Source organism: Lysobacter sp. TAB13 (genome assembly GCF_052113885.1).
Taxonomy (GTDB): domain Bacteria; phylum Pseudomonadota; class Gammaproteobacteria; order Xanthomonadales; family Xanthomonadaceae; genus Lysobacter; species Lysobacter gummosus.
Genome location: NZ_JBFRDR010000010.1, coordinates 60,846 through 86,502, shown reverse-complemented (window position 1 = coordinate 86,502; position 25,657 = coordinate 60,846). Strand labels below are relative to the sequence as shown.

Genomic DNA, 25,657 nt, shown 5'->3' with positions numbered 1-25,657 from the left:
GGCAGACGCCGCGGCGGTGGCGATTATATGGCCAATCCGGGCCGCGGTGATCGCGAGCCGCCCTCAGCGCGCCTGCGCCCGGGCGAAGCCCATGTGGGAAATCGACAGATGCTCGCTGCGCTTGAGTTTCAGCTTCGAGCCGAGATCGGCGAAGCTCATGCGCCCGAGTTTATTGACCGAGGTGCGCAGCAGCGCCATGAATCCGTCATGGTCCCACCCGGTGGCGTGGACGTGGTCGTAGATCGTGTTGTCTATGCTCGGCATGTCGGGTCTCGGACGGTGGCAGTCGACGCTGGAATTAATCAATTAGCTATTTTGTTAATTATTGTGTAAGGTACCCCAACGCAGCGGCATTTCCAGCGCGGGCCTGAAAGGAGCCAGCCATGAGTCGGGAAACGGAAGCAGGGTCGGGAGCCGGGGACGTCTGGCTGGTCTACGACGGCGAATGTCCGCTGTGCAACGCCTACTGCAAGCACGCGCGCGTCAGCGAAGCCGTCGGCCGGCTGCATCTGGTCGATGCGCGCGAACCCGGCGCGTTGATGGACGAAATCACCGCGGCCGGGCTGGATATAGACCAGGGCATGGTACTCAAGTTCGAGAACGTCATGTACTACGGCCCGGAGGCGATCCGGATGCTGACTCTGCTGAGCACGCCGTCGGGTTATTTCAACCGCGTCAGCTATTGGTTCTTCGGCGGGACCAAACGCGCGCGGATCTTCTATCCGCTGAGCAAGGCGGTCCGCAATCTGGTGCTCAAGCTGCTGGGCATCCGCTACATCGACAATCTGAAGACCGCGGCCGGATCGCCGCCGGCGAACGCGCGCTGACCGGCGCGAGCGACGGCAGGCCGCGCCGCATCAGATCCAGGACTGATCGACCAGTTCGCGCTTGATATAGGCGTAATAGATCGGACCGGCGATCAGCCCGGGCATGCCGAACGCCGCTTCCATCATCAGCATCGCCAGCAACAGCTCCCAGGCGCGCGCCTTGATTTCGCCGCCGACGATGCGCGCGTTGAGGAAGTATTCCAGCTTGTGGATCAGCACCAGATAGACCAGCGCGGTCACCGCGACATAGATCGACACCGACAGCGCAGCGATGGTGATCAGGGTGTTGGAGATCAGATTGCCCACCACCGGCAACAGGCCGGCGATGAAGGTCACCACGATCAGCGTCTTCGACATCGGCACGTGGATGCCGAACAAGGGCAGCACGATCAGCAGGAACACCGCGGTGAACACGGTATTGAGCGCGGAGATCTTGATCTGCGCGAACACCACCCGGCGGAACGCGTCCGACAGGCGGCTGACCCGCGCCAGCAATTCCTGCCCCAGCGGCCCCAGGTGCGGCGCCGGCAGTTCTTCCTGCAGCGCGATCATCGCGCCGAGCACCATGCCCACCAGCAGGCGCGCGCTCAACTGCGCGGCCTCGGCGCCGACCAGGCTCAATTCGCCGCGATGCTCGTCCAGCCAGGCATTGAGCCCGCGCTTGAGGTCGGACATGTCGTCGGGCAGGTAGGGCTGCGCCCACAGCGGCACCTGATTGCGCGAGGCGTCGATGACGTCCATCAACCGCGCCAGCAGCGCCTGTTCGCCGCCGGTGTCGGCGCGGAAGAACGCGATCAGGCCCAGGGTGGCCATGGTCAAAAAGCCGATGATCAGGATCGCCAGCAACGCCACCGCGATCAGCCGGGCGCGGCGTCCGCGCACCTTGCGATCGACCAGCGGCGCCAGCACGTGGATCAACTGGAACACCAGCAGGCCGGCCAGCACCGCGCCCAACAGACCGAGCCGCAGAATCAGGAACAGCCCGATCAGGCCCAGTATCCAGGCCGCGATACGGGCGGGCGGCGCGGTCAAAGGCGTTTCGGGCACTGTCGACATGGCGGTTCTTCAAGGCAGGGTGGAGAGGGTTGCGCGCCGGAAACTCCGGCGAACTTGCGCGATCGAGCAGTGCGAAACCGCCTGCGCCATAGACTACGGCACGGCCGTCACCAACAGTATGAAGGGCAGCCATCGCCGGCGATTGCGGCGATGCTCGCGTGCCTGCAGGCGGCTGAACGCCCGCGCGCAGTGGCCGCCGAATCGATGTGCCGGCGACAGTGCGGGCGCCATCGTTGCCGACCGCCTGCGCAAGTTCGCCGCCGTGCGCGTTCGCTAAGCTGCCGAAGCGGGATCGGCGAAGGTTCGAACTCGACGACCCCGCATCGAACGCAATCTCAACGACAGGAGGTTACAGAGATGAAAGCGCATTCCCCGTACCGCGCCGCCGGCCGATCGAAATCCACGCGGCTGGCGACCGCCGCCGCGCTCATGCTTGCGCTCGCCGGTTTCGCGCACAGTGCCTCGGCCGCCCAGTGGGTGGCATCCGGGCGTTATCAATATTTCTCCGAAGGGGTGTTGGGCAGCAACGGGTCCAGCGGCTGTCAGGCCAATCAGACGCCGACATCGTCGGGCGATTGCCCCGCCGATGCCGCCACCGGTTGGTTGCCGAACTACAACGCGGCGGTCGCCGCCGCCGACGCGGTCGAAGCCACCGGCGTATGCCGATTGGCGTATCAGTACCCGTCCTCGTGCCGGTTCGCGGGTTACGCCATCCAGGGCGTCGGCGTTTCGGCCAGCGAGACCTTCCAGCCCGGTGCCGATCTGCCGCTGCCCTGCACCAGCGGCGCCCACGCCGTGACCTACGTAATCTTCCGCCGGGTCACCGATTCGCCCGACGGCACGCCGGACGATCGCGGCATCGAAAGCGACTACATGGCGGACGAATTCACCTGCCAATAAACCTGGCGGCGAATCGGCGTTGACATCTTCGGATAAGACTCGCCACTCCGGTTGAGGTCGGGGTGGCGAGCGCGTGCGTATCGCTCGCATCGCATCGCCACGTTGGCACCGGGTTGCGACTTCCAGTGGCGATGCCGATCGATTTCGTTGCATTCGTGCAACACGGAAATCCATTGACTACGCAACCGATCGATGTCTTGCAACGCGACGCGGCCAGCATCGCAGCGGTCGCTCGCTCATCGAGATTCGGTGAGGTTTCGCCGCGCGTAAAAAACAGCCTCGCAAATGATGCAACAACGAGAACCACGCACAGTTTGTTTGTTCGTAATTCCGCCGCCTGAGCGGGAAAAACTCAGTGATGCTAATCACGTTATCGATCACGATGCCGACCGCTAATTCGATTTAAGTTCAACTCTGAATTGTGATTTTTTTGGCCGCTGCGCATGCAGATCGCAAACTGCATCACAGCGAATCTGGCGACTCAACACGCAAGTTCCATCAGGCGACGCGACACAAATTGACAACCCAATAATGATCCCGTAGACAAATTCGCCACGCAGATGTGTTTGTAAGTCGCTGCGTGAGTGCCGGGGGATCGGCATCGGAGCACGTTCGCAAGGCAGCATCGCCGGGGGGCGAAATGGACAGCGGTAATTGCAGGAGCGCGTCGGCGCCGGATCTGGGCGCGTGGGCGAATGTCGAAGAAAAACAACGGTTTCGCCATGCGATTCCGCTGCGGCCCATGCGTGTCGCAGCGAGCGACTGCGTGTGCGGCCATTTTTCACGGCGTTTCCTGAACATCGTTCATGTTCACAACGCACGTCACATTTCGTGTCCGGAACGTGCCGATTTCCCCGTACTCGTTGCCAAGGGTCGCAGGATCACGGCCGAGCCTCGCACCGTCGAGGTCGATGCCGAATCCGATGCCTGCGGCCCAAGGCAGCCCGGTGCTGCCACCCGGAAGCTGCGCATCTCGCCGCGATGCGCACCGCCCATGTCCGTCGCAGAGGCAGCGACGGCCAGGCGCAACTCTTGTGGAAAGGAAGCGTCGCGAATGCGCGATGCAAGCGGCTAGCCACCTCGTCGCCTGAAGGTAGCGGGGTTCGAGCGAACCAATACAACTCGAACGGAATGAGTCACAGGCTAAGGGATCTAGCAGTGAATACACGCGATCGAAACACGTCCTCCGTGCAGACGGAAGATTCGGAATTGTCTGCAGCTTCCATCGCGCAATCGCTGTCCGCGCAGGTCGCGACACTGAAGTTCTGCGCCGACGGCCATTTCGACTGCGCGCTGTCGTTGCAGTGGGATGCGGCATTGCTGCGCGAGTTGGAGTCGCTGGAGCGCGCTCATCGATTGAGCCGCTGCAGTGTCGTCGCGGCGGCTTGCGCGGCGGTGTTGGCGAAGCTGAGCGAGCACGACAGCCTGTTGATCGGCGTGTCGTTGGCGCGCGACGAACACGCGCAGCGCGACGGCGTCGCCGGCCGCTTCGTCGATGCGCGCAGCTTGCCGATCGATGCGACGCAGTCCGTCGGCCAATGGCTGGCCGAAGTGGATCGGTTGGTTGCGGTCGATGCGGTCGATGCGGGCGAGGTCGCGGACAGCGGCGAAATCTCGCTGTTTTTCGCCCGTGGGGAAACCTTCGAACTGCATTTGCAGCTGAGCGCTGCCGATGACGGCATCGTCGGCCGGCTGAGCTATGCCTCGGCGCTGTTCGATCCGGCGATGGCCCAGCGTTGCGCCGGCTACCTGCAGCGCGCGATCGGCGCGATGGCGGCCGACGACGGTCAGGCGGTGGATCGCATCGATCTGCTCGATGCCGATGAGCGTCGGTTGGTGTTGTCCGATCTCAATCAGACTCAGGCCGAATATCCGCAGGCCGCTTGCATCCATGAGCTGTTCGAAGCGCAAGTCGCGCGGACGCCGGATGCTACGGCGGTGGTGCATGGCGGCGAGTCGCTCAGCTATGCCGAGTTGAATCGTCAGGCCAGCCGGCTTGCGAATCATCTGATCCGCCTGGGCGTGAAGCCCGATGACCGCGTCGGTATCAGCATCGAGCGCGGTCTGTCGATGGTGGTCGGCGTGTTCGGCGTGCTCAAGGCTGGCGGCGCGTATGTTCCGCTGGACCCGGTGTACCCGCGCGACCGTCTGGCGCACATGCTCGCCGACAGCGTGCCGATGGCGGTGCTGACTTCGGCCACTGCGCGCGAGTCGCTGCCGGAGGTTGTGGCGGCGCCGTTGATCGATCTGGTTGATCCGGATGCGGCGTGGCGTGACGAATCCGCTGAAGCGCCCGTTGTGAGCGACCTGACGTCGAGCCATCTGGCTTATCTGATCTACACCTCCGGTTCGACCGGCACGCCCAAGGGCGTGATGATCGAACACCGCAACGCGGTGAACTTCCTGGTATGGGCCAAGGAGTCGTTCGAAACATCGGTGCTGGCAAAGACCCTGTTCTCGACCTCGCTGAACTTCGACCTGTCGATCTACGAATGCTTCGCCCCGCTGATTGTCGGCGGCTGCACCGAAGTCGTCGATGACGCGTTGGCTCTGCAGGAAGGCGAGCACGACATCCGCCTGATCAACACCGTGCCGTCGGCATTGCAAGCCTTGCTGGACGCGCAGGCGATCGATCCCAAGGTTGAAGTCGTCAACGTCGCCGGCGAAGCGCTCAAGCGCGAACTCGCCGAACGCCTGTTCGCACAGACTCCGGTACAGCGCCTGTGCAACCTGTACGGCCCGACCGAAACCACGACCTATTCGACCTGGGTCGCGATGGACCGCGACAGCGGCTTCGCCCCGCACATCGGCCGTCCGCTGGCTAACACGCAGGTATACATGCTCGACCGCCACCTGCAGCCGGTGCCGATGGGCGCCAGCGGCGAGTTGTATATCGGCGGCGCCGGCGTGGCGCGCGGTTATTTCAATCGCGACGAACTGACCGCAGAACGATTCCTGCCGAATCCGTTCATCGACGGCGAGCGGATGTACAAGACCGGCGATCTGGGTCGCTGGCGCATCGACGGCAATATCGAGTACCTGGGCCGCAACGACTTCCAGGTCAAGATCCGCGGCTTCCGCATCGAACTGGGCGAGATCGAATCGCGCCTGATCGAACACGAAGCGGTGCGCGACGCCGTGGTGCTGGCGCGCGAAGATCAGCCGGGCGACAAGCGTCTGGTCGCCTACATCGTCACCGACGATAGTACGGCGATGGACGCCGATGCGTTGCGCGCGCACTTGAGCGCGACGCTGCCGGATTACATGTTGCCGTCGGCCTATCTGCATCTGCAGAGCCTGCCGCGCACCTCCAACGGCAAGCTCGACCGCAAGGCTCTGCCGGCGCCCGACGCCGACGCCTACCGTCGCCGCGACTACGAAGCCCCGCAAGGCGAAACCGAAACCCTGCTGGCGCAGCTGTGGGCCGACGTGCTCAAGCTCGACCGCGTCGGCCGCAACGATCATTTCTTCGAACTCGGCGGGCACTCCTTGCTCGCGGTCACCTCGCTCTCGCGTCTGCGCCGCGCGCTGTCGGTCGATGTCTCGCTGCGCGATCTGTTCGCCCGGCCGGTGCTGTCGGAACTCGCCGCGCATCTGCAAGGCCAAGCGCGCAGCGAACAGCAGCCGATCCTGCCGGTATCGCGCGACCAGGAACTGCCGCTGTCTTACGCGCAGCAGCGCCTGTGGTTCCTGGCCCAGGTCGATGGCGCCAGCGGTTCGTACCACGTCCCGCTGGCCCTGCGCCTGCGCGGCCGGCTCGATCGCGACGCCCTGCAACGCACGCTCGACCGCATCGTATGGCGGCACGAAGCGCTGCGGACCACCTTCGTGCGCGAGCATGAGCAGACCGTGCAGCGCATCGCCGCGCCGGAACTGGGCTTCGCGCTGCAACACCGCGACCTGCGCGGCGATGTCGAATCGCTGCAGCGGCATCTGCATGCGGAAGCCGAGGCGCCCTTCGATCTGGAGCGTGGCCCGCTGATTCGCGGACAACTGCTGCAGACCGCGGACGACGAGCACGTGCTGGTCGTGACCATGCACCACACCGTCTCCGACGGATGGTCGAAGGGTTTGCTGATCCGCGAACTGGATGCGCTGTACAGCGCTTTCGCGCGCGGCCAGGACGATCCGCTGCCGCCGCTGCCGATCCAGTACGCCGATTACGCCGTGTGGCAACGCCAGTGGATGCGCGGCGACCAGTTGTCCAGGCAGAGTACGTACTGGCGCAACGCATTGGACGGCGCGCCGGTGTTGCTGGAACTGCCGACCGACCGCCCGCGCCCGGCGCAGCCGGTCTTCGTCGGCGCCAGCGTCGCGGTCGAACTGGACGCCGCGCTGACCCAAAGCCTGAAGCGGCTGAGCCAGCGTCACGGCATCACCCTCTACATGACCGTGCTGACCGCATGGATGGCGGTGCTGTCGCGCCTGTCCGGTCAGGACGATGTCGTGGTCGGCAGCGTGGTGGCTAATCGCACCCGCACCGAGATCGAGGATCTGATCGGTTTCTTCGTCAACACTCAGGCGCTGCGCGCCAACATCGCCGGCACCGTGGGCGAGCTGTTGCAGCAGGTCAAGGGCCGCGTGCTGGATGCCCAGGAACACCAGGACCTGCCGTTCGAGCAAGTGGTGGAGATCGTCAATCCGCCGCGCAGCCTGTCGCACGCGCCGATTTTCCAAGTGCTGCTGGCGTGGCAGAACACCGATGCGGGCGAGTTGGCGCTGCCGGATCTGAGCGCGACCCCGATCGAGATGCCCTACGATCTGGCCAAGCTCGATCTCGGCCTGGAACTGTCGGAAGTCGAAGACCGCATCGCCGGCCGCCTGGAATACGCGACCGCGCTGTTCGACCGCGCCACCGCCGAGCGTTACGTGGGCTATCTGCGCCGGATGCTGCAGGCGCTGACGAGCGACGATGCTCAATCGGTGGATCGCATCGATCTGCTCGATGACGATGAACGCCGGTTGGTGCTGAGCGATCTCAATCAGACCCAGGCCGAATATCCGCAGGCCGCTTGCATCCAGGAGCTGTTCGAAGCGCAGGTCGCGCGGACGCCGGATGCGATTGCTGTGGTGCATCGCGGCGAGTCGCTGAGCTATGCCGAGCTGAATCGTCAGGCCAACCGGCTTGCGAATCATTTGATCGGCCTGGGCGTGAAGCCCGATGACCGGGTCGGTATCAGCATCGAGCGCGGTCTGTCGATGGTGGTCGGGGTATTCGGCGTGCTCAAGGCTGGCGGCGCGTATGTGCCGCTGGACCCGGTGTATCCGCGCGATCGTCTGGCGCACATGCTCGCCGACAGCGCGCCGATGGCGGTGCTGACTTCGGCGACGGCGCGCGAGTCGCTGCCGGAAGTGGTGGTGGCGCCGTTGATCGATCTGGTTGATCCGGATGCGGCGTGGCGTGGCGAGTCCGTTGACGCGCCCGTTGTGAGCAGCCTGACGTCCAGCCATCTGGCTTATCTGATTTACACCTCCGGTTCGACCGGCATGCCGAAGGGCGTGATGATCGAACACCGCAATGCGGTGAATTTCCTGGTCTGGGCGAAGGAGTCATTCGAAGCATCGGTGCTGGCCAAGACCCTGTTCTCGACCTCGCTGAACTTCGACCTGTCGATTTACGAATGCTTCGCCCCGCTGATCGTCGGCGGCTGCACAGAAGTCGTCGATGACGCGTTGGCGCTGCAGGAAGGCGAGCACGACATCCGTCTGATCAACACCGTGCCGTCGGCGCTGCAGGCCTTGCTGGACGCGCAGGCGATCGACCCCAAGGTCGAAGTCGTCAACGTCGCCGGAGAAGCACTGAAGCGCGAACTCGCCGAGCGCCTGTTCGCGCAGACCCCGGTGCAGCGTCTGTGCAACCTGTACGGCCCAACCGAAACCACGACCTATTCGACCTGGGTCGCGATGGACCGCGACAGCGGCTTCGCCCCGCACATCGGCCGTCCGCTGGCGAATACTCAGGTCTACCTGCTCGACCGACATCTGCAGCCGGTGCCGATGGGCGCCAGCGGCGAGTTGTACATCGGCGGTGCCGGCGTGGCGCGCGGCTACTTCAACCGTGATGAGCTGACGGCAGAAAGGTTCCTGCCCAATCCGTTTATCGACGGCGAGCGGATGTACAAGACCGGCGACCTGGGTCGATGGCGCGCAGACGGCAATATCGAATACCTGGGCCGCAACGATTTCCAGGTCAAGATCCGCGGCTTCCGCATCGAGCTGGGCGAGATCGAATCGCGCCTGATTGAGCACGAAGCGGTGCGCGACGCCGTGGTGCTGGCGCGCGAAGACCAGCCGGGCGACAAGCGCCTGGTGGCCTACATCGTCACTCACGACGATACGGCGATGGACGCCGACGCATTGCGCTCCCACCTGAGCGCGACGCTGCCCGACTACATGCTGCCGTCGGCCTATTTGCACCTGCAGAGCCTGCCGCGCACCTCCAATGGCAAGCTCGACCGCAAGGCGCTTCCGGCCCCCGACGCCGACGCTTATCGTCGCCGCGATTACGAAGCGCCGTTGACCGAAACCGAAACCGCGCTGGCGCAGATCTGGGCCGGCGTGCTCAAGCTAGACCAGGTCGGCCGCCACGATCATTTCTTCGAACTCGGCGGCCACTCGCTGCTGGCGGTGACGCTGCTGTCGCGCGTGCGCAGCGCGATGTCGGTGGAAGTCTCGCTGAAGGATCTGTTCGCCCGGCCGGTGCTGTCGGAACTGGCCGCGCATCTGCAAGCGCAGGCGCGCAGCGAACAACAGCCGATCCTGCCGGCGCCGCGCGATCAGGAACTGCCGCTGTCGTACGCGCAGCAGCGCCTGTGGTTCCTGGCTCAGGTCGATGGCGGCAGCGAGGCGTATCACATTCCGCTGGCCCTGCGCCTGCGCGGCGCGCTCGATCGCGCCGCCCTGCAGCGCGCGCTCGACCGCATCGTGTGGCGGCACGAAGTGCTGCGCACCACGTTCCTGCGCGATCAGGAACACACCGTTCAGCGCATCGCCCCGGCCGATATCGGCTTCTCGCTGCAGCGCGCGGACCTGCGCGGCGCGGACGCGGCGGCGGTGCGCCGGCGCCTGGACGAAGAGGCCGAGCGGCCCTTCGACATGGAACGCGGCCCGCTGGCCCGTGGCCTGTTGCTGCAAGTCGGCGACGACGAACATCTGCTGGCGATCACGATGCATCACATCGTGTCCGACGGCTGGTCGCTGGCCGTGCTCAGCGATGAACTCAGCACGTTGTATGCGGCGTATCTGGCCGGCGAAGACGATCCGCTGCCGTCGCTGCCGATCCAGTACAGCGACTACGCGGTGTGGCAACGGCAATGGCTGGTCGGCGACGTCCTGGCCAAGCAAAGCGATTACTGGCACAAGACCCTGGCCGGCGCGCCGGTGGTGCTGGAACTGCCGACCGATCGCCCGCGTCCGCCGCAGCAATCCTTCGACGGCGCCATCGTGCCGGTGCATTTCGACGCCGAGTTGAGCCAGGCCGTGCGCAGGCTCAGCCAGCGCCACGGCGCGACCTTGTACATGACCGTGCTGGCCGCGTGGATGGCGGTACTTTCGCGCCTGTCGGGCCAGGACGACATCGTCGTCGGCACCGCCGTGGCCAATCGCACGCGCTCGGAAATCGAAGGCCTGATCGGCTTCTTCGTCAACACCCAGGCCCTGCGAGTCACCGTCGATGGCAGCGCCTCGCAGCTGCTGCAGCGAGTCAAGACGCGGGTGCTGGAAGCGCAGGATCACCAGGATCTGCCGTTCGAACAGATCGTGGAACGGGTCAATCCGGTGCGCAGCATGGCGCACGCGCCGATCTTCCAGGTGATGCTGGCCTGGCAGAACACGGCCGAAGGCGTGCTCGAATTTCCCGGCATTCAGGCTTCGCTGGAAGCCTCGACCTACGACGTGGCCAAGTTCGACCTGAGCCTGGACTTGGGCGAAAGCGAGGGCTGCATCGTCGGCCGCATGGAATACGCGACCTCATTGTTCGACCGCGCCACGGTCGAGCGCGGTGTCGGCTACCTGCGCAGCATGCTCGCGGCGATGGCCGCCGACGATGCGCAGGCAGTTGATCGGATCGAGCTGCTCGGCGCGGACGAGCGCCATCAGGTGCTGGAAGCCTGGAACGACACCGCCGCCGAACTGCCGCCGCCGCAATGCGTGCAGGCCCTGTTCGAAGCGCAGGTCGCGCAGCGTCCCGACGCCATCGCCCTGGTGCATCAGGGCCGTGAGGTCAGCTACGACGAACTCAACCGTCGCGCCAACCGTCTCGCGCACAGCCTGATCGCCGACGGCCTGAAGCCCGACGACCGCGTCGCCATCTACATGGAACGCAGCGGCGAGATGGTCGTGGGCATTCTCGCCACGCTCAAGGCCGGCGGCGCCTACGTGCCGCTGGACCCGGCCTATCCGCCGGATCGCCTGGAATACATGCTCGGCGATGTCGGCCCGAAGGTGGTACTGACCCAGCCGGCGCTGCGCGCCTCGCTGCCGGCGACGAACGCGCAGGTGCGTGTGCTCGAAGGCGACGATGCGCAAGCCGCGCACGACGACAGCAATCCGGACCCGGCCGCGCTGGGTCTGCGGCCGGATCATCTGGCCTACGTCATCTACACCTCCGGCTCGACCGGCCTGCCCAAGGGCGTGATGATCGAGCACCGCAGCCTGACCACACTGGTGCATGCGCTGGAAGTCGGCTACGCGCTCGAACCCGACGACCGCCTGCTGCAGTTCGCCGCGCTGAGCTTCGACATGTCAGTGGAGGAGTACTTCGGCGCGCTGTGCACCGGCTGCACCCTGGTGCTGCGCAGCGACGAATGGATCGCCGATGCGACCACGTTCTGGCGCCACTGCGAAGAGCAGAAGATCAGCGTGCTGAATCTTCCCACCGCGTTCTGGCACCAGTTGGCCGATGAACGCGGCGGCGAGATTCCGCGCGGCGTTCGCCAGATCATGATCGGCGGCGAGAAAGTGAATTCGGAAATGGTCGCGCGCTGGTTCCAGCGCGATGGCCACCTGCCGCGCCTGATCAACGCCTACGGCCCGACCGAGGCGACGGTGGACGCGACCATGTGCGTGCTCGACGGCGATCCGGCCTCGCAGCTGCTGATCGGCAAGCCGATCGTGCACACCCGCATCTACATCCTCGATCAGCACCTGCAGCCGGCGCCGATCGGCGTGGCGGGCGAGCTTTATGTCGGCGGCGCGCAGGTCGCGCGCGGCTATCTCAATCGCGCCCAGCTGACCGAAGAACGCTTCATCGCCAGCCCGTTCGTGGCCGGCGAGCGTCTGTACAAGACCGGCGACCTGTGCCGCTGGCGCGGCGACGGCCATATCGAATACCTGGGCCGCAACGACTTCCAGGTCAAGATCCGCGGCTTCCGCATCGAGCTGGGCGAGATCGAAGCGCGTCTGACGCAGTTCCCCGGCGTGCGCGAAAGCGCGGTACTGGCGCGCGAAGATCAGCCCGGCGACAAGCGCCTGGTCGGTTACGTGTCTGCCGCCGATCCCAGCCAGATCGACGTCGAAGCCCTGCGCGCGCATCTGGCCGCGAGCCTGCCGGCCTATATGGTGCCGGGCGCGTTCGTGGTGCTGGACCGCATGCCGATGACCGGCAACGGCAAGCTCGACCGTCAAGTGTTGCCGGCGCCGGACGCCTCCGCTTACCGGGTGCGCGAATACGAGGCGCCGATCGGCGAGGTCGAATCCGCCCTGGCGCAGCTGTGGGCCGACGTGCTCAAGCTCGAACGGGTCGGTCGCCGCGACAACTTCTTCGAACTCGGCGGGCATTCGCTGCTGGCGGTGACTTTGTTGTCGCGCCTGCGTCGCGCGCTGGAAGTCGAGGTCTCGCTCAAGGACCTGTTCGCGCGTCCGGTGCTGGCCGAACTGGCCGAGCATCTGCACGGCCGCAGCCGCAGCGAACAACAGCCGATCCTGCCGGTGCCGCGCGATCAGGCCTTGCCGCTGTCGTACGCGCAGCAACGCCTGTGGTTCTTCAGTCAGCTCGACGGCGGCAGCGAGGCGTATCACATCCCGATGGCGCTGCGCCTGCGCGGCACGCTGGATCGCAGCGCGCTGCAGCGCGCGCTCGACCGCATCGTGGCGCGGCACGAAGTGCTGCGCACCACCTTCCGCCGCGTCGATGGCCAGACCGTGCAGCACATCGGCCCGGCCTATGCCGGCTTCGACTTGCGCATGCGCGACCTGCGCGGCGCCGACGCGGCGGCGCTGGACCGGCATCTGGCCGACGCCACCATCCGCGCTTTCGATCTGGAACACGGCCCGTTGCTCCGCGGCGAGCTGCTGCAGACCGCGGACGACGAGCACGTCCTGTCGATCACCATGCACCACATCGCTTCCGACGGCTGGTCGGCGGGCGTGTTCACCGAAGAGCTGAGCGCCTTGTACGCCGCCTATCTGGCCGGCGAAGACGACCCGCTGCCGCCGTTGCCGATCCAGTACGCCGATTACGCGGTATGGCAACGGCACTGGCTGCAAGGCGAAGTGTTGGCGAAGCAGAGCGACTACTGGCAACAAGCATTGGCCGGCGCGCCGGCGCTGCTGGAACTGCCGACCGATCGCCCGCGCCCGGCGCAGCAATCCTTCATCGGCGACGCGGTGCCGGTGGAGTTCGACGCCGAACTCACCCAGGCCCTGCGCAAGCTCGGCCAGCGCCACGGCGCGACCTTGTACATGACCGTGCTGGCGGCGTGGATGGCGGTGTTGTCGCGCCTGTCCGGCCAGGACGATGTCGTCGTCGGCACCGCCGTGGCCAATCGCACGCGCCCTGAAATCGAGCCGCTGATCGGCTTCTTCGTCAATACCCAGGCGCAGCGCGCGCAGATAGACGGCAGCGCAGCGCAACTGCTGCAGCAGGTCAAGAGCCGGGTGCTGGAAGCGCAGGACCATCAGGATCTGCCGTTCGAGCAAGTGGTGGAGATCGTCAACCCGCTGCGCAGCCTGGCGCATGCGCCGATCTTCCAGGTGATGTTGGCCTGGCAGAACCTGGACGAAGAATCCCTGCGTCTGCCCGGCCTGAGCGTGTCGGAAGTCAATCCGGCCTACAGCATCGCCAAGTTCGATCTGGGCCTGGATCTGAGCGAAGTCGGCGAGCGCATCGTCGGCCAGCTGGAATACGCCAGCGCCTTGTTCGACCGGTCCAGCATCGAACGCCATCTGGGTTATCTGCGGCGGATGCTGCAGGCGATGGTCGCCGACGAACATCAGGCGATCGCCGACATCGAACTGCCCGATGCGATCGAACGCGCCGAGCTGCTCGCGCTCGGCGACGGCGGTGCGCATGCCGGCGATGGTCTCGATGCCGACGCGCAATCGCTGTACGCCTGGATTCTGGCCCAGGCCGAACGCACGCCCGATGCGACCGCCGTGGTCGAACTAGGCCGCGAATTGAACTACCGCGAACTGGTCGCACGCGCCAACGGCGTGGCCCGGCATTTGCGCGAACTCGGCGCCGATGCCGACAGCCGCATCGCGATCCTGGCCGATCGCTCGATCGATTCGCTGATCGGCGTGCTCGGCATCCTGGCCGCGGGCGCGGCCTATGTGCCAGTCGATCCGGGTTATCCCGACGAACGCATCGCCTACGTGCTCAACGATGCGCAGGTCCTGGCCCTGTTGCTGCCGAACGAGGCGTTCGCCGAATACGCCGGCAAGGCCGTGCAATGGCGCGCAAGCCTGTCCGGCCACATCGCCACCGTCGCCGGACTGCCGGCGCACACCCGCGCGCCGTCGTTGAACGCCGATGCCGACGCCACCGCGTACGTGATCTATACCTCCGGCTCGACCGGCACGCCGAAGGGCGTGGTGGTCAGCCATCGCGGCGCGATGAATCTGGTGCGCGGCTTCGTCGCCGGACACGATTTCGCCGGCCAACGCCTGCTGATGATTCCGCCGCTGGTGTTCGATGCCTCGGTCGGCGACGTATTCCCGGCGCTGTCGGTCGGCGCGGCGCTGGTGCTGCATCCTTCGCCCGCCGACCTGACCGCAAGCGCGCTGGAAGACTATTGCCGCGAACACCGCATCAGCGCGATCGACGCGCCGGCGGCGTTGTGGCGGCGCTGGACCGACGGTCTGATCGATCTGCGCGCCGGCCGCGATGCGCCGGTGCTGCCGGATCTGCGCCTGCTGATGTTCGGCGGCGAAAGCGTTCCGCTGGAACTGGTGCGCCGCTTCGCCGAACTCACGCAAGGCCGGGTCGCGTTGAGCAACCACTACGGCCCGACCGAAGCTTCGGTCTGCGCGACCATGCTCGCCACCCGCGACGGTTCGGAGCTGTCCGGCGCCGAGCTGCCGATCGGCCGGCCGCTGCCGGGCGTGCGTACTTATGTGCTGGACGCGCAGTTGCGGCTGCTGCCGCGCGGCGCCGAGGGCGAGCTGTGCATCGGCGGCGTCGGTGTCGCGCACGGCTATCTGGGCGCGCCGGACCTCACCGCCGCGCGCTTCATCGACGATCCGTTCGCGGCGCAGGCGGGGACGAAGTTGTATCGCACCGGCGACCGCACGCGCTGGAACGCCGACGGCAGCCTGCAGTTCCTGGGGCGCGGCGATTTCCAGGTCAAGATCCGCGGCTTCCGTATCGAGTTGGGCGAGATCGAAGCTTGCCTGGCCGGTTGCCCCGGCGTCGGCGAAGTCGCGGTGCTGGCGCGCGAAGACCGCCCCGGCGACAAGCGTCTGGTCGCTTACGTGCGCAGCAACGACGAAGCCGGCGTCGACATCGAAACCCTGCGCGCACACTTGAGCGCGGCGCTGCCCGAATACATGGTGCCGGCGGCTTACGTGGTGCTCGAACGCATGCCGCTGACCACCAACGGCAAGCTGGACCGCAAGGCATTGCCGGCGCCGCAGGCCGATGCGTATCTGTCGCGGGCCTACGAGGCGCCGGTCGGTGCCGTCGAAACCGCTATCGCGCAGTTGTGGAGCGAAGTGCTCAAGCTCGATCAGGTCGGCCGGCACGATAACTTCTTCGAACTCGGCGGGCATTCGCTGCTGGCGGTGAGTTTGATCGAGCGCATGCGCAACGCCGGCCTGGCCATCGATGTGCGCGCCTTGTTCGCCGCGCCGACCTTGCAGGCGCTGGCCGCGGCGGTCGGCGGCGACTACGCCAGCGTGGTAGTGCCGGCCAACGCGATCGCGGCCGGCAGCGACGCCATCGTGCCGGCGATGTTGCGGCTGGTGCGGCTGCAGCAGACCGATATCGACCGCATCGTCGCGGCGGCGCCCGGCGGCGCGGCCAATGTCCAGGACATCTATCCGCTGGCGCCGCTGCAGGAAAGCTTCCTGTTCCACCACGCGCTCGGCCGCCACGGCGACGTGTTCCTGTCGCCGACGCTGTACGCCGTGCAGCATCGCGAGGACTTCGATCGCTACGCCGAAGCCTTGCAGACGGTGATCGACCGTCACGACATCCTGCGCACTGCGCTGGCCTGGGAAGGCCTGCCCGAACCGGTGCAGGTGGTGTGGCGGCGCGCGCCGCTGGTGATCGAGCAGATCGAACTCGATCCGGCCGACGGCGACATCGCCGAACAACTGCGCGAGCGTTTCGACCCGCGCCATTACCGTCTGGATCTGCGTCAGGCGCCGGCGTGGCGCTGGTTCATCGCCCGCGATGAGCGCAACCAGCGCTGGGTCGCGCTGGAACTTATGCATCATCTGACCAGCGATCACACCGCGCTGCAGCTGATTCACGAGGAGGTCGAGGCGATCCTGCGCGGCCGTGCGAGCGAACTGCCGGCGCCGGTGCCGTTCCGAAATTTCGTTGCCCAGGCCCGACTGGGCGTGAGTCGCGAAGAGCACGAAAGCTATTTCCGCAATCTGTTGGGCGACATCGATGAGCCGACCGCCGCGTTCGGTCTGCTCGATACCCAGGGCGACGGCAGCCGCATCGCGGAAGCCGATTTCGAAGTCGCGGCCGACCTCAGCCGCCGCCTGCGCGCCGCCGCGCGCGCCGCCGGCGTGGGCCCGGCGACGCTGTGCCACCTCGCCTGGGCGATGGTGCTGGCGCGGGTCAGCGGGCGCGACGATGTCGTGTTCGGCACGGTGATGTTCGGCCGCATGCACGGCGGCGAAGGCGCCGATCGCGGCATGGGTGTGTTCATCAACACCTTGCCGCTGCGCCTGGCGCTGGGCGAGGGCAGCGTGCGCGACAAGGTGCGGCTGGCGCATGAGCGCCTGACCGAGCTGCTGCGTCACGAGCACGCGCCGTTCAATCTGGCCCAGCGTTGCAGCGCGGTGCCGTCGCCGCTGCCGTTGTTCAACTCGCTGCTCAATTACCGCTATCAGGCGGCGGGCGAGGGCGGCGATGCGCAGGATGGTTTCTCCACCGGCCTGGAACTGCTGCAGTGGTCGGAGCGGACCAACTATCCCTTGACCGTGTCGGTCAACGATGAGGCCGATGGCGGCTTGAGCTTCAATGTGCAGGTCGATGAGTCGGTCGATCCGGCTCTGATCTGCGCGATGTTCGATACGGCATTGGCTTCGCTGGCGCATGCGTTGGAGCAGGCGCCGGGTTCGGCGTTGACGCAGTTGGAGGTGTTGCCGGCGATCGAGCGGCAGCGCGTTCTGGCCGATTTCAACGATACCGGCAGAGCGTATCCCGAGCAGGCCTGCATCCATCAGCTGTTCGAGGCGCAAGTTGCGCGGACGCCGGATGCGCCAGCTGTGGTGCATCGCGGCGAATCGCTCAGCTATGCCGAGCTGGATCGTCAGGCCAACCGGCTTGCGAATCATTTGATCGGCCTGGGCGTGAAGCCCGATGACCGCGTCGGCATCAGCATCGAACGCGGTCTGGCGATGGTGGTCGGCGTGTTCGGCGTGCTCAAGGCCGGCGGCGCCTACGTTCCGCTGGACCCGGTGTATCCGCGCGACCGTCTGGCGCACACGCTCGCCGACAGCGTGCCGATGGCGGTGCTGACTTCGGCCACTGCGCGCGAGTCGCTGCCGGACATTGTGGCGGCGCCGTTGATCGATCTGGTTGATTCGAACGCGGCGTGGCGAAGCGAATCCGCTGAAGCACCCGTTGTGGGCGGCTTGACGTCCAGCCATCTGGCATACCTGATCTACACCTCCGGTTCGACCGGCACACCGAAGGGCGTGATGATCGAACACCGCAACGCGGTGAATTTTCTGGTCTGGGCGAAGGATTCGTTCGAAGCATCGGTGCTGGCCAAGACCCTGTTCTCGACCTCGCTGAACTTCGATCTGTCGATCTACGAATGCTTCGCCCCGCTGATCGTCGGCGGCTGCACCGAAGTCGTCGATGACGCGCTGGCGCTGCAGGAAGGCGAGCACGATATCCGCCTGATCAACACCGTGCCGTCGGCGCTGCAGGCACTGCTGGACGCGCAGGCGATCGATCCCAAGGTCGAAGTCGTCAACGTCGCCGGTGAAGCACTCAAGCGCGAACTCGCCGAGCGCCTGTTCGCACAAACCCCGGTGCAGCGCCTGTGCAACCTGTACGGCCCGACCGAAACTACGACCTACTCAACCTGGGTCGCGATGGACCGCGACAGCGGCTTCGCCCCGCACATCGGCCGGCCGCTGGCGAATACGCAGGTCTACCTGCTCGACCGCCACTTGCAGCCGGTGCCGATGGGCGCCAGCGGCGAGTTGTATATCGGCGGCGCCGGCGTGGCGCGTGGTTACTTCAATCGCGATGAGCTGACCGCGGAACGCTTCCTGCCCAATCCGTTCATCGACGGTGAGCGGATGTACAAGACCGGCGACCTGGGTCGCTGGCGCGCGGACGGCAATATCGAATACCTGGGCCGCAACGACTTCCAGGTCAAGATCCGCGGCTTCCGCATCGAACTGGGCGAGATCGAATCGCGCTTGGTCGAACACGAAGCGGTGCGCGACACCGTGGTGTTGGCGCGCGAAGACCAGCCGGGCGACAAGCGCCTGGTGGCCTACATCGTCACTGAAGGCGGCGCGGCGATGGACGCCGACGCGTTGCGCGGCCACCTGAGCGCGACGCTGCCGGACTACATGCTGCCGTCGGCCTACCTGCAATTGCAGAGCTTGCCGCGCACCTCCAACGGCAAACTCGATCGCAAGGCGCTTCCCGCACCCAACGCCGACGCCTACCGAAGCCGCGACTACGAAGCCCCACAAGGCGAAACCGAAACCCTGCTGGCGCAGCTCTGGGCCGACGCACTCAAGCTCGACCGCATCGGCCGCAACGACCGCTTCTTCGACCTCGGCGGCCATTCGCTGCTGGCCCTGCAAGTGCAAGGCCGTCTGCACGCCGCCGGTTTCGATCTGGCCCTGGCCGATCTCTTCGAACACCCCACGCTCGCCGCGCTCGCCTTGCGCGTGGGCGACCGCCGCGCCCGCACGCAAGCGACGCGAACCGGCGCCGCGGCGAAAACGCCCGCGGTCGATTTCCAATCCGATGACGCACCGGCGGAGCTGCCGCTATGAGCACCAACACGAAGCGATGGCGCGGCCGCATGCCGATGCAGTCATGCAAGGGAGCAATACGGGTATGAGCCGATTCGTGCTGTCGCGGAATTTTGTGCTGGTGTGGATCGGGCAGATGCTCTCGGGCATCGGCTCGAAGCTGTCGAGCTTCGCCCTGGGGCTGTGGGTGCTGCGCACCACCGGCTCGACCACCCAGTTCGCGATCACCTTCATCGTCACCGCGCTGCCGGCGATCTTCGCCGCGCCGTGGGCCGGCGCGCTGGTCGATCGCTGGGACCGGCGCACGATCCTGATGGTCTGCGACGTGGCGGCGATGACCTTGATGGCGTCGCTGGCTTTGCTGCTGTCCACCGGCCAACTCGCGGTCTGGCATGTGTACGCGGTCGCCGCGACGGCCTCGCTGCTGGAAACCTTCCGCAAGCCGGCCTTCCTCGCCAGCGTGCCGCTGCTGGTGCCGGCGCAGCATCTGCCGCGCGCGAACGGGCTGGTTCACTCGGGCGAAGCCGCGGCGTCGATCTGCGGGCCGCTGCTGGCCGGTTTCCTGGTCAGCGCCATCGATTTCAAGGGCGTGCTGCTGATCGACGCCTCGACCTTCGCCGTCGGCATCGTGACCTTGTTGCTGGTGACGATCCCGCGCGCGCCGGCGAGCACCGGCGCGGCTCCGGAAAGCGTCTTGCGCGAAGCGGTGATCGGCTGGCGCTACGTGCACGGGCGGCCGGGATTGCTCGGCCTGCTGAAGGTGTATGGCTATAACCATTTCGTGTTTGCCATCGCCAGCGTGCTCATCGCACCCTTGCTGCTGTCGTTCTCCACGCCGGAGCGAGTCGGCATGCAATACGCCATCAGCGGCTGCGGCCTGCTGCTCGGCGGACTGGCGATGACGATGTCGGGCGGGCCGAAGAAGCGCATCAACGGGGTACTGGTGTTCTCGATGCTCGGCGGCGTGTTCCTGGCCGTGCACGGGCTGCATCCCACGTTTCTTCTGGTCGCGGCGGCGGGGTTCGTGTTGTTCACGATGCTGCCTGCGATCGACGCCTCCAACAATTCGCTGTGGCAGAGCAAGGTTCCGCCGCAGTTGCTGGGCCGCTGCTTCGCGATCCAGGACTTGGTGCTGAACGTGGCGATGGCGATCGGCTACTGCCTGGCCGGGCCGTTGTCGGATTACGTGTTTGGCCCGGCGCTGCTTGAGAACGGTTGGCTGGCCGACAGCGTCGGCAGCGTGATCGGCGTCGGGCCCGGCCGCGGCATCGGCCTGATGTTCGTGCTGCTGGGCGTGTCGATGAGCCTGGTCGCGCTGTGGGCCTACGGCGTGCCGGCGATCCGCCGCATCGACGAACTCGAAGACGTGGCGGCAACCGAAGAAAAGAATCAAATCATCGCCGAGCCCTCTTACTGAGGCGCGGCGCGGATCACCAGGCGGCCTCTAGGGGACGGCCGGTTCACAACGACAGGAAGTGCAGCGATGAACAGGAAGTATCGAGCAGGTCAGCAAGGCTGGCGCGACAACGTGAAGGCAAGGAGTGCGAAATGAAAACTGAGCTAGGGCAATCCCCGGCGCCGTGCAAGCACGCCGCCGCGGCCGCCAGACACAACGACCAGGCGCCGGCGGCGATGCAGTCGTCCGCGGTGCCGCGGCTGATGCGGGTCTCGGAAGTGGAGCGCGAATGCGAGCCGACTTCGACCTTGGCCGGCATGCTCAAGTGGGTGCGCGAATTCATCGGCGCGCCGCATCCCAACCTCGGCCGTTCCGGTTCGATCTGCCCGTTCGTACCGGGCGCCTTGAACATGGACACGATCTGGATTTCCGAGGTCGCCGACGCCGAGCCGACCGTGGACAGCATCTCGGAAATCATCAAGGAATACCGCAACGTATTCCTGGCGACCGAGCCGACCAAGTCGCCGGACTCGATCAACAAGGCGTTCCTGGTCGCGTTCCCGACCCTGACCGCGCGCGGCGCGGAAGGCGCGGCGCTGGTCGATAAGGTGCAGTACCGGCTCAAGCCGTACTTCGTCGATCAGGGCATGATGCTGGGCGAGTTCCATTCGATGAACGACAGCCCGGGCCTGCGCAATCCCGATTTCCGTCCGCTGCGCAGCCCGGTGCCGATGCTTGCCATCCGCCTGATGGTCGAATCGGATCTGCCGTTCATGACCCGCGATCTGTATGCGCCGGCCGAGCGCGCCGCGTTCCTGCGCTCGTACCTGTATCGCCTGGGCGGATCGCTCAAGCCGTCCAAGTTCAACGAAGCGCTGGAGAAGCTGATCGTCGCCGAGGTCGCCATGCGCACCGTGCCGGCCGAGGCCAGCGAAGCGGCGGTGGAGCCGGCATGAACCTGCATACGCGAGAACATGCCGACGGCAGCGCCAGCCTGGGCAAGGCCGAGACCATCGCCAGCGACACGCCTGCCAGCGAGCGCATCGCCATCGTCGGCGGCGGCCTGGCCGGTTCGATGTTGACGCTGGCCCTGGCGCAGAAGGGCTACGCGGTCGATCTGTACGAGCGCCAGCCCGATCCGCGCACGCAGGGCGGCCGCGCCGGACGCTCGATCAACCTGGGCTTGTCCAAGCGCGGCATGCAGGCGCTGGATATGGTCGGCCTGTTGCAGACCGTGCTCGATACCGCGGTAGTGATGAGCGGCCGGGTGATCCACGCGCCCGACGGCAGCACGCGCTATCAGCCCTACGGCAAGGACGCCAGCGAAGTCCTGCATTCGATCGACCGCAACGAGCTGGGTCATCTGCTGCTGGATCACGCCGAGCGCCATCCGCAGGTGCGCCTGCACTTCGGCCATCGCCTGGCCCAGGTCGACAAGGCCGCGCGCACGGTCGAGTTCGAGACCGCGCAGGGCCGCGTGGTCGCGCATCCGCAGTGGATGGTCGGCGCCGACGGCGCGTTCTCCAGCGCGCGGCGCGAACTGCAGCGCGGCGAGCGCGCCAATTATCACCAGGAATACCTGGAGTGGGGCTACAAGGAACTGACCCTGGCGCCCGGCGCCGACGGCCAGTCGGTGATCGAGCTGACCGCGCTGCACGTTTGGCCGCGCAGCCATTGCCTGTTCGTCTCCCATCCCAACCGCGACGGCTCGCACACCCTGACCTTGTTCCTGCCGTTCGAAGGCGAGGACAGCTTCGCCACGGTGCGCACGCCGGAAGAAATCACCGCGCTGATCAGCAAGTATTTCCCCGATCTGGTGCGGCTGCTGCCTGGCCTGATCGAGGAATGGATGAAGCATCCGGTCGGCTCGCTGATCACCACCCGCACCGCGCCATGGACCTTCGGCGATTGGGCGGTGCTGGTCGGCGATGCCTGCCATGCGGTGTATCCGTTCTACGGCCAGGGCATGAACTCGGCGTTCGAGGATTGCTGCACGCTGGTGTCCGCGCTGAGCGCGAACCAGGGCGACACCGCCGCGGCCTTCCACGCCTACGAGCAGGCCCGGCGCCAGCACACCGATGTGCTGTGCGAGCTGTCGAAGGAGAACTTCGTCGAGCTGCGCAAGAAGGTGCAGTCGCCGTGGTTCGTCGCGCGCAAGCGCCTGGACATCGCCCTCAACCGCTTGTGGCCCAAGCGCTGGCTGCCGCTGTATTCGATGATCGCGCACACGACCATGCCCTACGGCGAAGCGCGCGCCCGCGCCCAGCAGCAGGACGCGATCCTGCTGCGCTCGGCGAAGGCGCTGGCCGCGGTCGCGGTGTGCGGCGTCGCCGCGGCAGCCTGGTGGTGGCTGCGATGACGGCCGCGCTCGCAAGCATCGCCGCCGGACTGCGCACGGGCCGGTCGCGGATGCATCCACGCTCACAGGCAACGGAGGCTCGCCGTGGTCTTTAATTCGCTTACGTTCCTGGTGTTTTTCGCGGTGGTGCTGTTCCTGCACAACCTGCGGCTGCCGTGGTCGGTCAAGAAAGCCAATCTGCTGGTGGCGAGCTATCTGTTCTACGCCGCCTGGAACCCGCCGTTCCTGTTGCTGCTGTGGGCGTCCACCGTGGTCGATTGGGCGGTGGCGCTGAAGATCCATCGCCAGACCGAGCAGGGCCGGCGACGGGCCTGGCTGATCGTGTCGATCATCTTCAACCTGAGCTTTCTGGGCTTCTTCAAGTACGGCAACTGGGCGCAGGAGAACTGGCACGCGTTGATGCAGCTGATCGGCGTGCAGTACACCGCGCCGAAGTGGAACATCCTGCTGCCGGTCGGCATCTCGTTCTACATCTTCCATTCGATGTCCTACACCCTGGACATCTACTGGAAGCGGGTCGAGCCGATTCCGAAGTTGTTCGACTTCGCCTTGTTCGTGTCGTTCTTCACCCAGTTGGTGGCCGGCCCGATCCTGCGCACCGCCGATCTGGTGCCGCAGTTCCAGCGTCCGCGCACCGCCACGGCCAATCAGCTGTGCTGGGGGTTCGCGCTGATGATCTTCGGCATGTTCGAGAAAGTGGTGCTGGCCGACGGCGTGTTCGCGCCGGCGGTGGATGCGGTTTACGGCAACGGCGACCCGATCACCGGTATCGACGCCTGGGTCGGAACGGCCTCGTTCGCCACGCAGATTTTCTTCGACTTCGCCGGTTACTCGGTCACCGCCATCGGCGCGGCCATGTGCCTGGGTTTCAGCATTCCGAACAACTTCCGCGCGCCGCTGGCGGCGATCGGCATCGCCGAATACTGGCGGCGCTGGCATATCTCGTTCTCGACCTGGCTGCGCGACTACGTGTACTACCCGCTGGGCGGCAGTCGCGACGGCGAAGCGCGCACCTACCGCAATCTGATGATCACCTTGTTGATCAGCGGCCTGTGGCACGGCGCGAACTGGACCTTCGTGATCTGGGGCGGCGTATTCGGCCTGCTGCTGTGCGGCGAGCGCTGGATGCGGCGCAAGACCAAGGCCTGGAACATTCCCAAGGGGCTGTGGTTCCAGGTCAGCATGATGTTGCTGACGTTCTGGATCATCACCTGCACCCGCGTGCTGTTCCGTTCGCCGACGCTGGCCGAGGCGATGTCGATCTACCGCAGCATGATCGGCCTGCATGCCGACGCCGCGCCGATCCTGTCGTTGTATCAGATCGTTCTGAGCCTGGTCTGCGTGGCCCTGACCCTGTTCGCGCATTGGCATATGCGCGACAAGGAGCTGGAACACGTGGTTGCGCGCGCTCCGCAATGGCTGTTGGTCTCGACCATGAGCGGCATGCTGTTTCTGACCATCATTACGCAAGGGAATGGCGATGGTTTCATCTACTTCCAGTTTTGACGCCGGCGCTGTCGCCCCCGATCTGCTCGGACCCGATCCGTCGCAGCGTCCGCATTCGGCGGTTTCCACCGCCGATTCGGAGAGCAGCTTCGGCACCGGGCTGGCGCGTCCGGTGCCGGATCAACCCTGGCCGAAGCTGATGCTGAAGGTGCTGATCAGCACCTTCCTGCTGGTGCTGGGCTGGGAGATCGCGATGCGCCATCTCGGCCTGCAGGCGGGCGATCTGGACGACGATCGCGACTACTGGGTCGAACAGCGGCGCAGGCTGGACAAGCTGCCGGCCGATTCGGTGGTGATCATCGGCGACTCGCGCGTGCTGTTCGGCACCGAGCTGAGCAAGTGGGAGGAACTCACCGGACGCAAGCCGCTGCAGCTCGCCTTGCCGGCGACCAGCGCACAGCCGTTCCTGCACGATCTAGCCTCCGACGAACGCTTCGCCGGCCTGGTGGTGGTCGGCATCAGCGAATCGAGCTACTTCAGCGATGAGCTGGGCCGGCGCGTGACGGTGCTGAAGTACATCAATCACCAGACGCCCTCTCAGCAGTCCGGCCATCTGCTGTACAAGGCCGCCTCGCGCGATCTGGCGTTCCTGGACAGCAACTACACCTTGTTCAAGCTGCTCGAACGGGCCGACTGGCCGCAACGCGAAGGCGTGGCGCCGCTGTCGGTATGGAAGATCGCCGAGTCCTACGACGACCGCCAGATGTATCTGTGGAACCGGATCAAGACCGATCCGCGCTTGAACGAACACGCGCGTTACGTCTGGGGCCAGTACTGGGTCGGCGATCCGATGGAAAAGGACGTGGTCGATCGCGTGATCGCCAAGACCAAGCCCGACATCGATCGCATCCGTGCCAGGGGCGGTGAAGTGGTGTGGTTGCGCACGCCTTCGGCCGGCCATCTGCTGGACGTGGAGCGCGTGCGTTTCCCGCGCGCGGCGGGCTGGGATCGATTGATGCGCGAGACGAACTCGTTCGGCATCCATTTCGAGGACTACACCCAGATGCAAAACCTCGACATTCCCGAGTGGTCGCATCTCTCGCAATCCGGCGCGCAGGTCTATACCGACGCCTACGTGAAGGTGCTGATGGACCGGGTGGAGTGGTTGAAGGTGCACAGCAAGCGGTGGCAAGAGGAGGGCAGGCGCAAACCCGGCGACGGATGAACCCGGACGGTCCATGCCGGCCCGGCGCGAACGCGCGGGCCTTG

The 25,657-nt window shown here is 66.0% G+C and carries 10 protein-coding genes; 8 read left to right on the top strand and 2 right to left on the bottom strand.

Annotation, left to right across the window (positions count from 1 at the left end):
• Positions 1 to 63: 63 nt before the first annotated feature.
• The gene (locus AB4Y92_RS13680; RefSeq protein WP_441820158.1) at positions 64 to 264 is read right to left on the bottom strand and encodes a hypothetical protein; all 201 of its coding nucleotides are present in this window, start codon (positions 262 to 264) and stop codon (positions 64 to 66) included.
• A gap of 119 nt (positions 265 to 383) precedes the next feature.
• Here AB4Y92_RS13680 and AB4Y92_RS13675 point away from each other — a divergent pair, with 119 nt between their 5' ends.
• Positions 384 to 827, top strand: a complete 444-nt coding sequence (locus AB4Y92_RS13675; RefSeq protein ID WP_441820157.1) for a DCC1-like thiol-disulfide oxidoreductase family protein — start codon at positions 384 to 386, stop codon at positions 825 to 827.
• 30 nt (positions 828 to 857) lie between these two features.
• On the opposite strand, the gene AB4Y92_RS13670 is transcribed toward AB4Y92_RS13675, so the two are convergent.
• On the bottom strand, positions 858 to 1,883 hold the full coding sequence (locus AB4Y92_RS13670; RefSeq protein WP_441820156.1) for an AI-2E family transporter: 1,026 nt from the start codon (positions 1,881 to 1,883) through the stop codon (positions 858 to 860).
• Positions 1,884 to 2,240: 357 nt separating this feature from the next.
• Here AB4Y92_RS13670 and AB4Y92_RS13665 point away from each other — a divergent pair, with 357 nt between their 5' ends.
• The 7 genes from AB4Y92_RS13665 (at position 2,241) to AB4Y92_RS13635 (ending at position 25,613) form a co-directional block, all read left to right on the top strand.
• On the top strand, positions 2,241 to 2,783 hold the full coding sequence (locus AB4Y92_RS13665; protein WP_441820155.1) for a hypothetical protein: 543 nt from the start codon (positions 2,241 to 2,243) through the stop codon (positions 2,781 to 2,783).
• Between the two features lie 1,209 nt (positions 2,784 to 3,992).
• Positions 3,993 to 19,208, top strand: coding sequence for a non-ribosomal peptide synthase/polyketide synthase (locus AB4Y92_RS13660; RefSeq protein WP_441820154.1), 15,216 nt, complete (start codon positions 3,993 to 3,995; stop codon positions 19,206 to 19,208).
• 64 nt (positions 19,209 to 19,272) lie between these two features.
• Positions 19,273 to 20,604 (top strand): MFS transporter, encoded by a 1,332-nt coding sequence (locus AB4Y92_RS13655; protein ID WP_441820153.1) that lies wholly within the window; start codon positions 19,273 to 19,275, stop codon positions 20,602 to 20,604.
• 131 nt (positions 20,605 to 20,735) lie between these two features.
• Positions 20,736 to 21,539: a DUF6875 domain-containing protein gene (locus AB4Y92_RS13650; RefSeq protein WP_441820152.1), complete on the top strand. Its 804-nt coding sequence runs from the start codon at positions 20,736 to 20,738 to the stop codon at positions 21,537 to 21,539.
• Entirely contained in the window at positions 21,536 to 22,942 is a 1,407-nt protein-coding gene (locus tag AB4Y92_RS13645; protein ID WP_441820151.1) for an FAD-dependent oxidoreductase, read from the top strand. Before AB4Y92_RS13650 ends, AB4Y92_RS13645 begins: the two co-directional genes overlap by 4 nt.
• 84 nt (positions 22,943 to 23,026) lie before the next feature.
• Positions 23,027 to 24,448, top strand: coding sequence for an MBOAT family O-acyltransferase (locus tag AB4Y92_RS13640; RefSeq protein ID WP_441820150.1), 1,422 nt, complete (start codon positions 23,027 to 23,029; stop codon positions 24,446 to 24,448).
• A complete protein-coding gene (locus AB4Y92_RS13635) occupies positions 24,423 to 25,613 on the top strand; it encodes a hypothetical protein (protein WP_441820149.1) in 1,191 nt (396 codons plus the stop codon). Before AB4Y92_RS13640 ends, AB4Y92_RS13635 begins: the two co-directional genes overlap by 26 nt.
• Positions 25,614 to 25,657: the final 44 nt, after the last annotated feature.

What these genes read in the sequence shown, in the direction of transcription:
- AB4Y92_RS13680 (WP_441820158.1), bottom strand. Translation starts at nt 264, where the DNA reads ATGCCGAGCATAGACAACACGATCTACGACCACGTCCACGCCACCGGG.
- AB4Y92_RS13675 (WP_441820157.1), top strand. Translation starts at nt 384, where the DNA reads ATGAGTCGGGAAACGGAAGCAGGGTCGGGAGCCGGGGACGTCTGGCTG.
- AB4Y92_RS13670 (WP_441820156.1), bottom strand. Translation starts at nt 1,883, where the DNA reads ATGTCGACAGTGCCCGAAACGCCTTTGACCGCGCCGCCCGCCCGTATC.
- AB4Y92_RS13665 (WP_441820155.1), top strand. Translation starts at nt 2,241, where the DNA reads ATGAAAGCGCATTCCCCGTACCGCGCCGCCGGCCGATCGAAATCCACG.
- AB4Y92_RS13655 (WP_441820153.1), top strand. Translation starts at nt 19,273, where the DNA reads ATGAGCCGATTCGTGCTGTCGCGGAATTTTGTGCTGGTGTGGATCGGG.
- AB4Y92_RS13650 (WP_441820152.1), top strand. Translation starts at nt 20,736, where the DNA reads ATGAAAACTGAGCTAGGGCAATCCCCGGCGCCGTGCAAGCACGCCGCC.
- AB4Y92_RS13645 (WP_441820151.1), top strand. Translation starts at nt 21,536, where the DNA reads ATGAACCTGCATACGCGAGAACATGCCGACGGCAGCGCCAGCCTGGGC.
- AB4Y92_RS13635 (WP_441820149.1), top strand. Translation starts at nt 24,423, where the DNA reads ATGGTTTCATCTACTTCCAGTTTTGACGCCGGCGCTGTCGCCCCCGAT.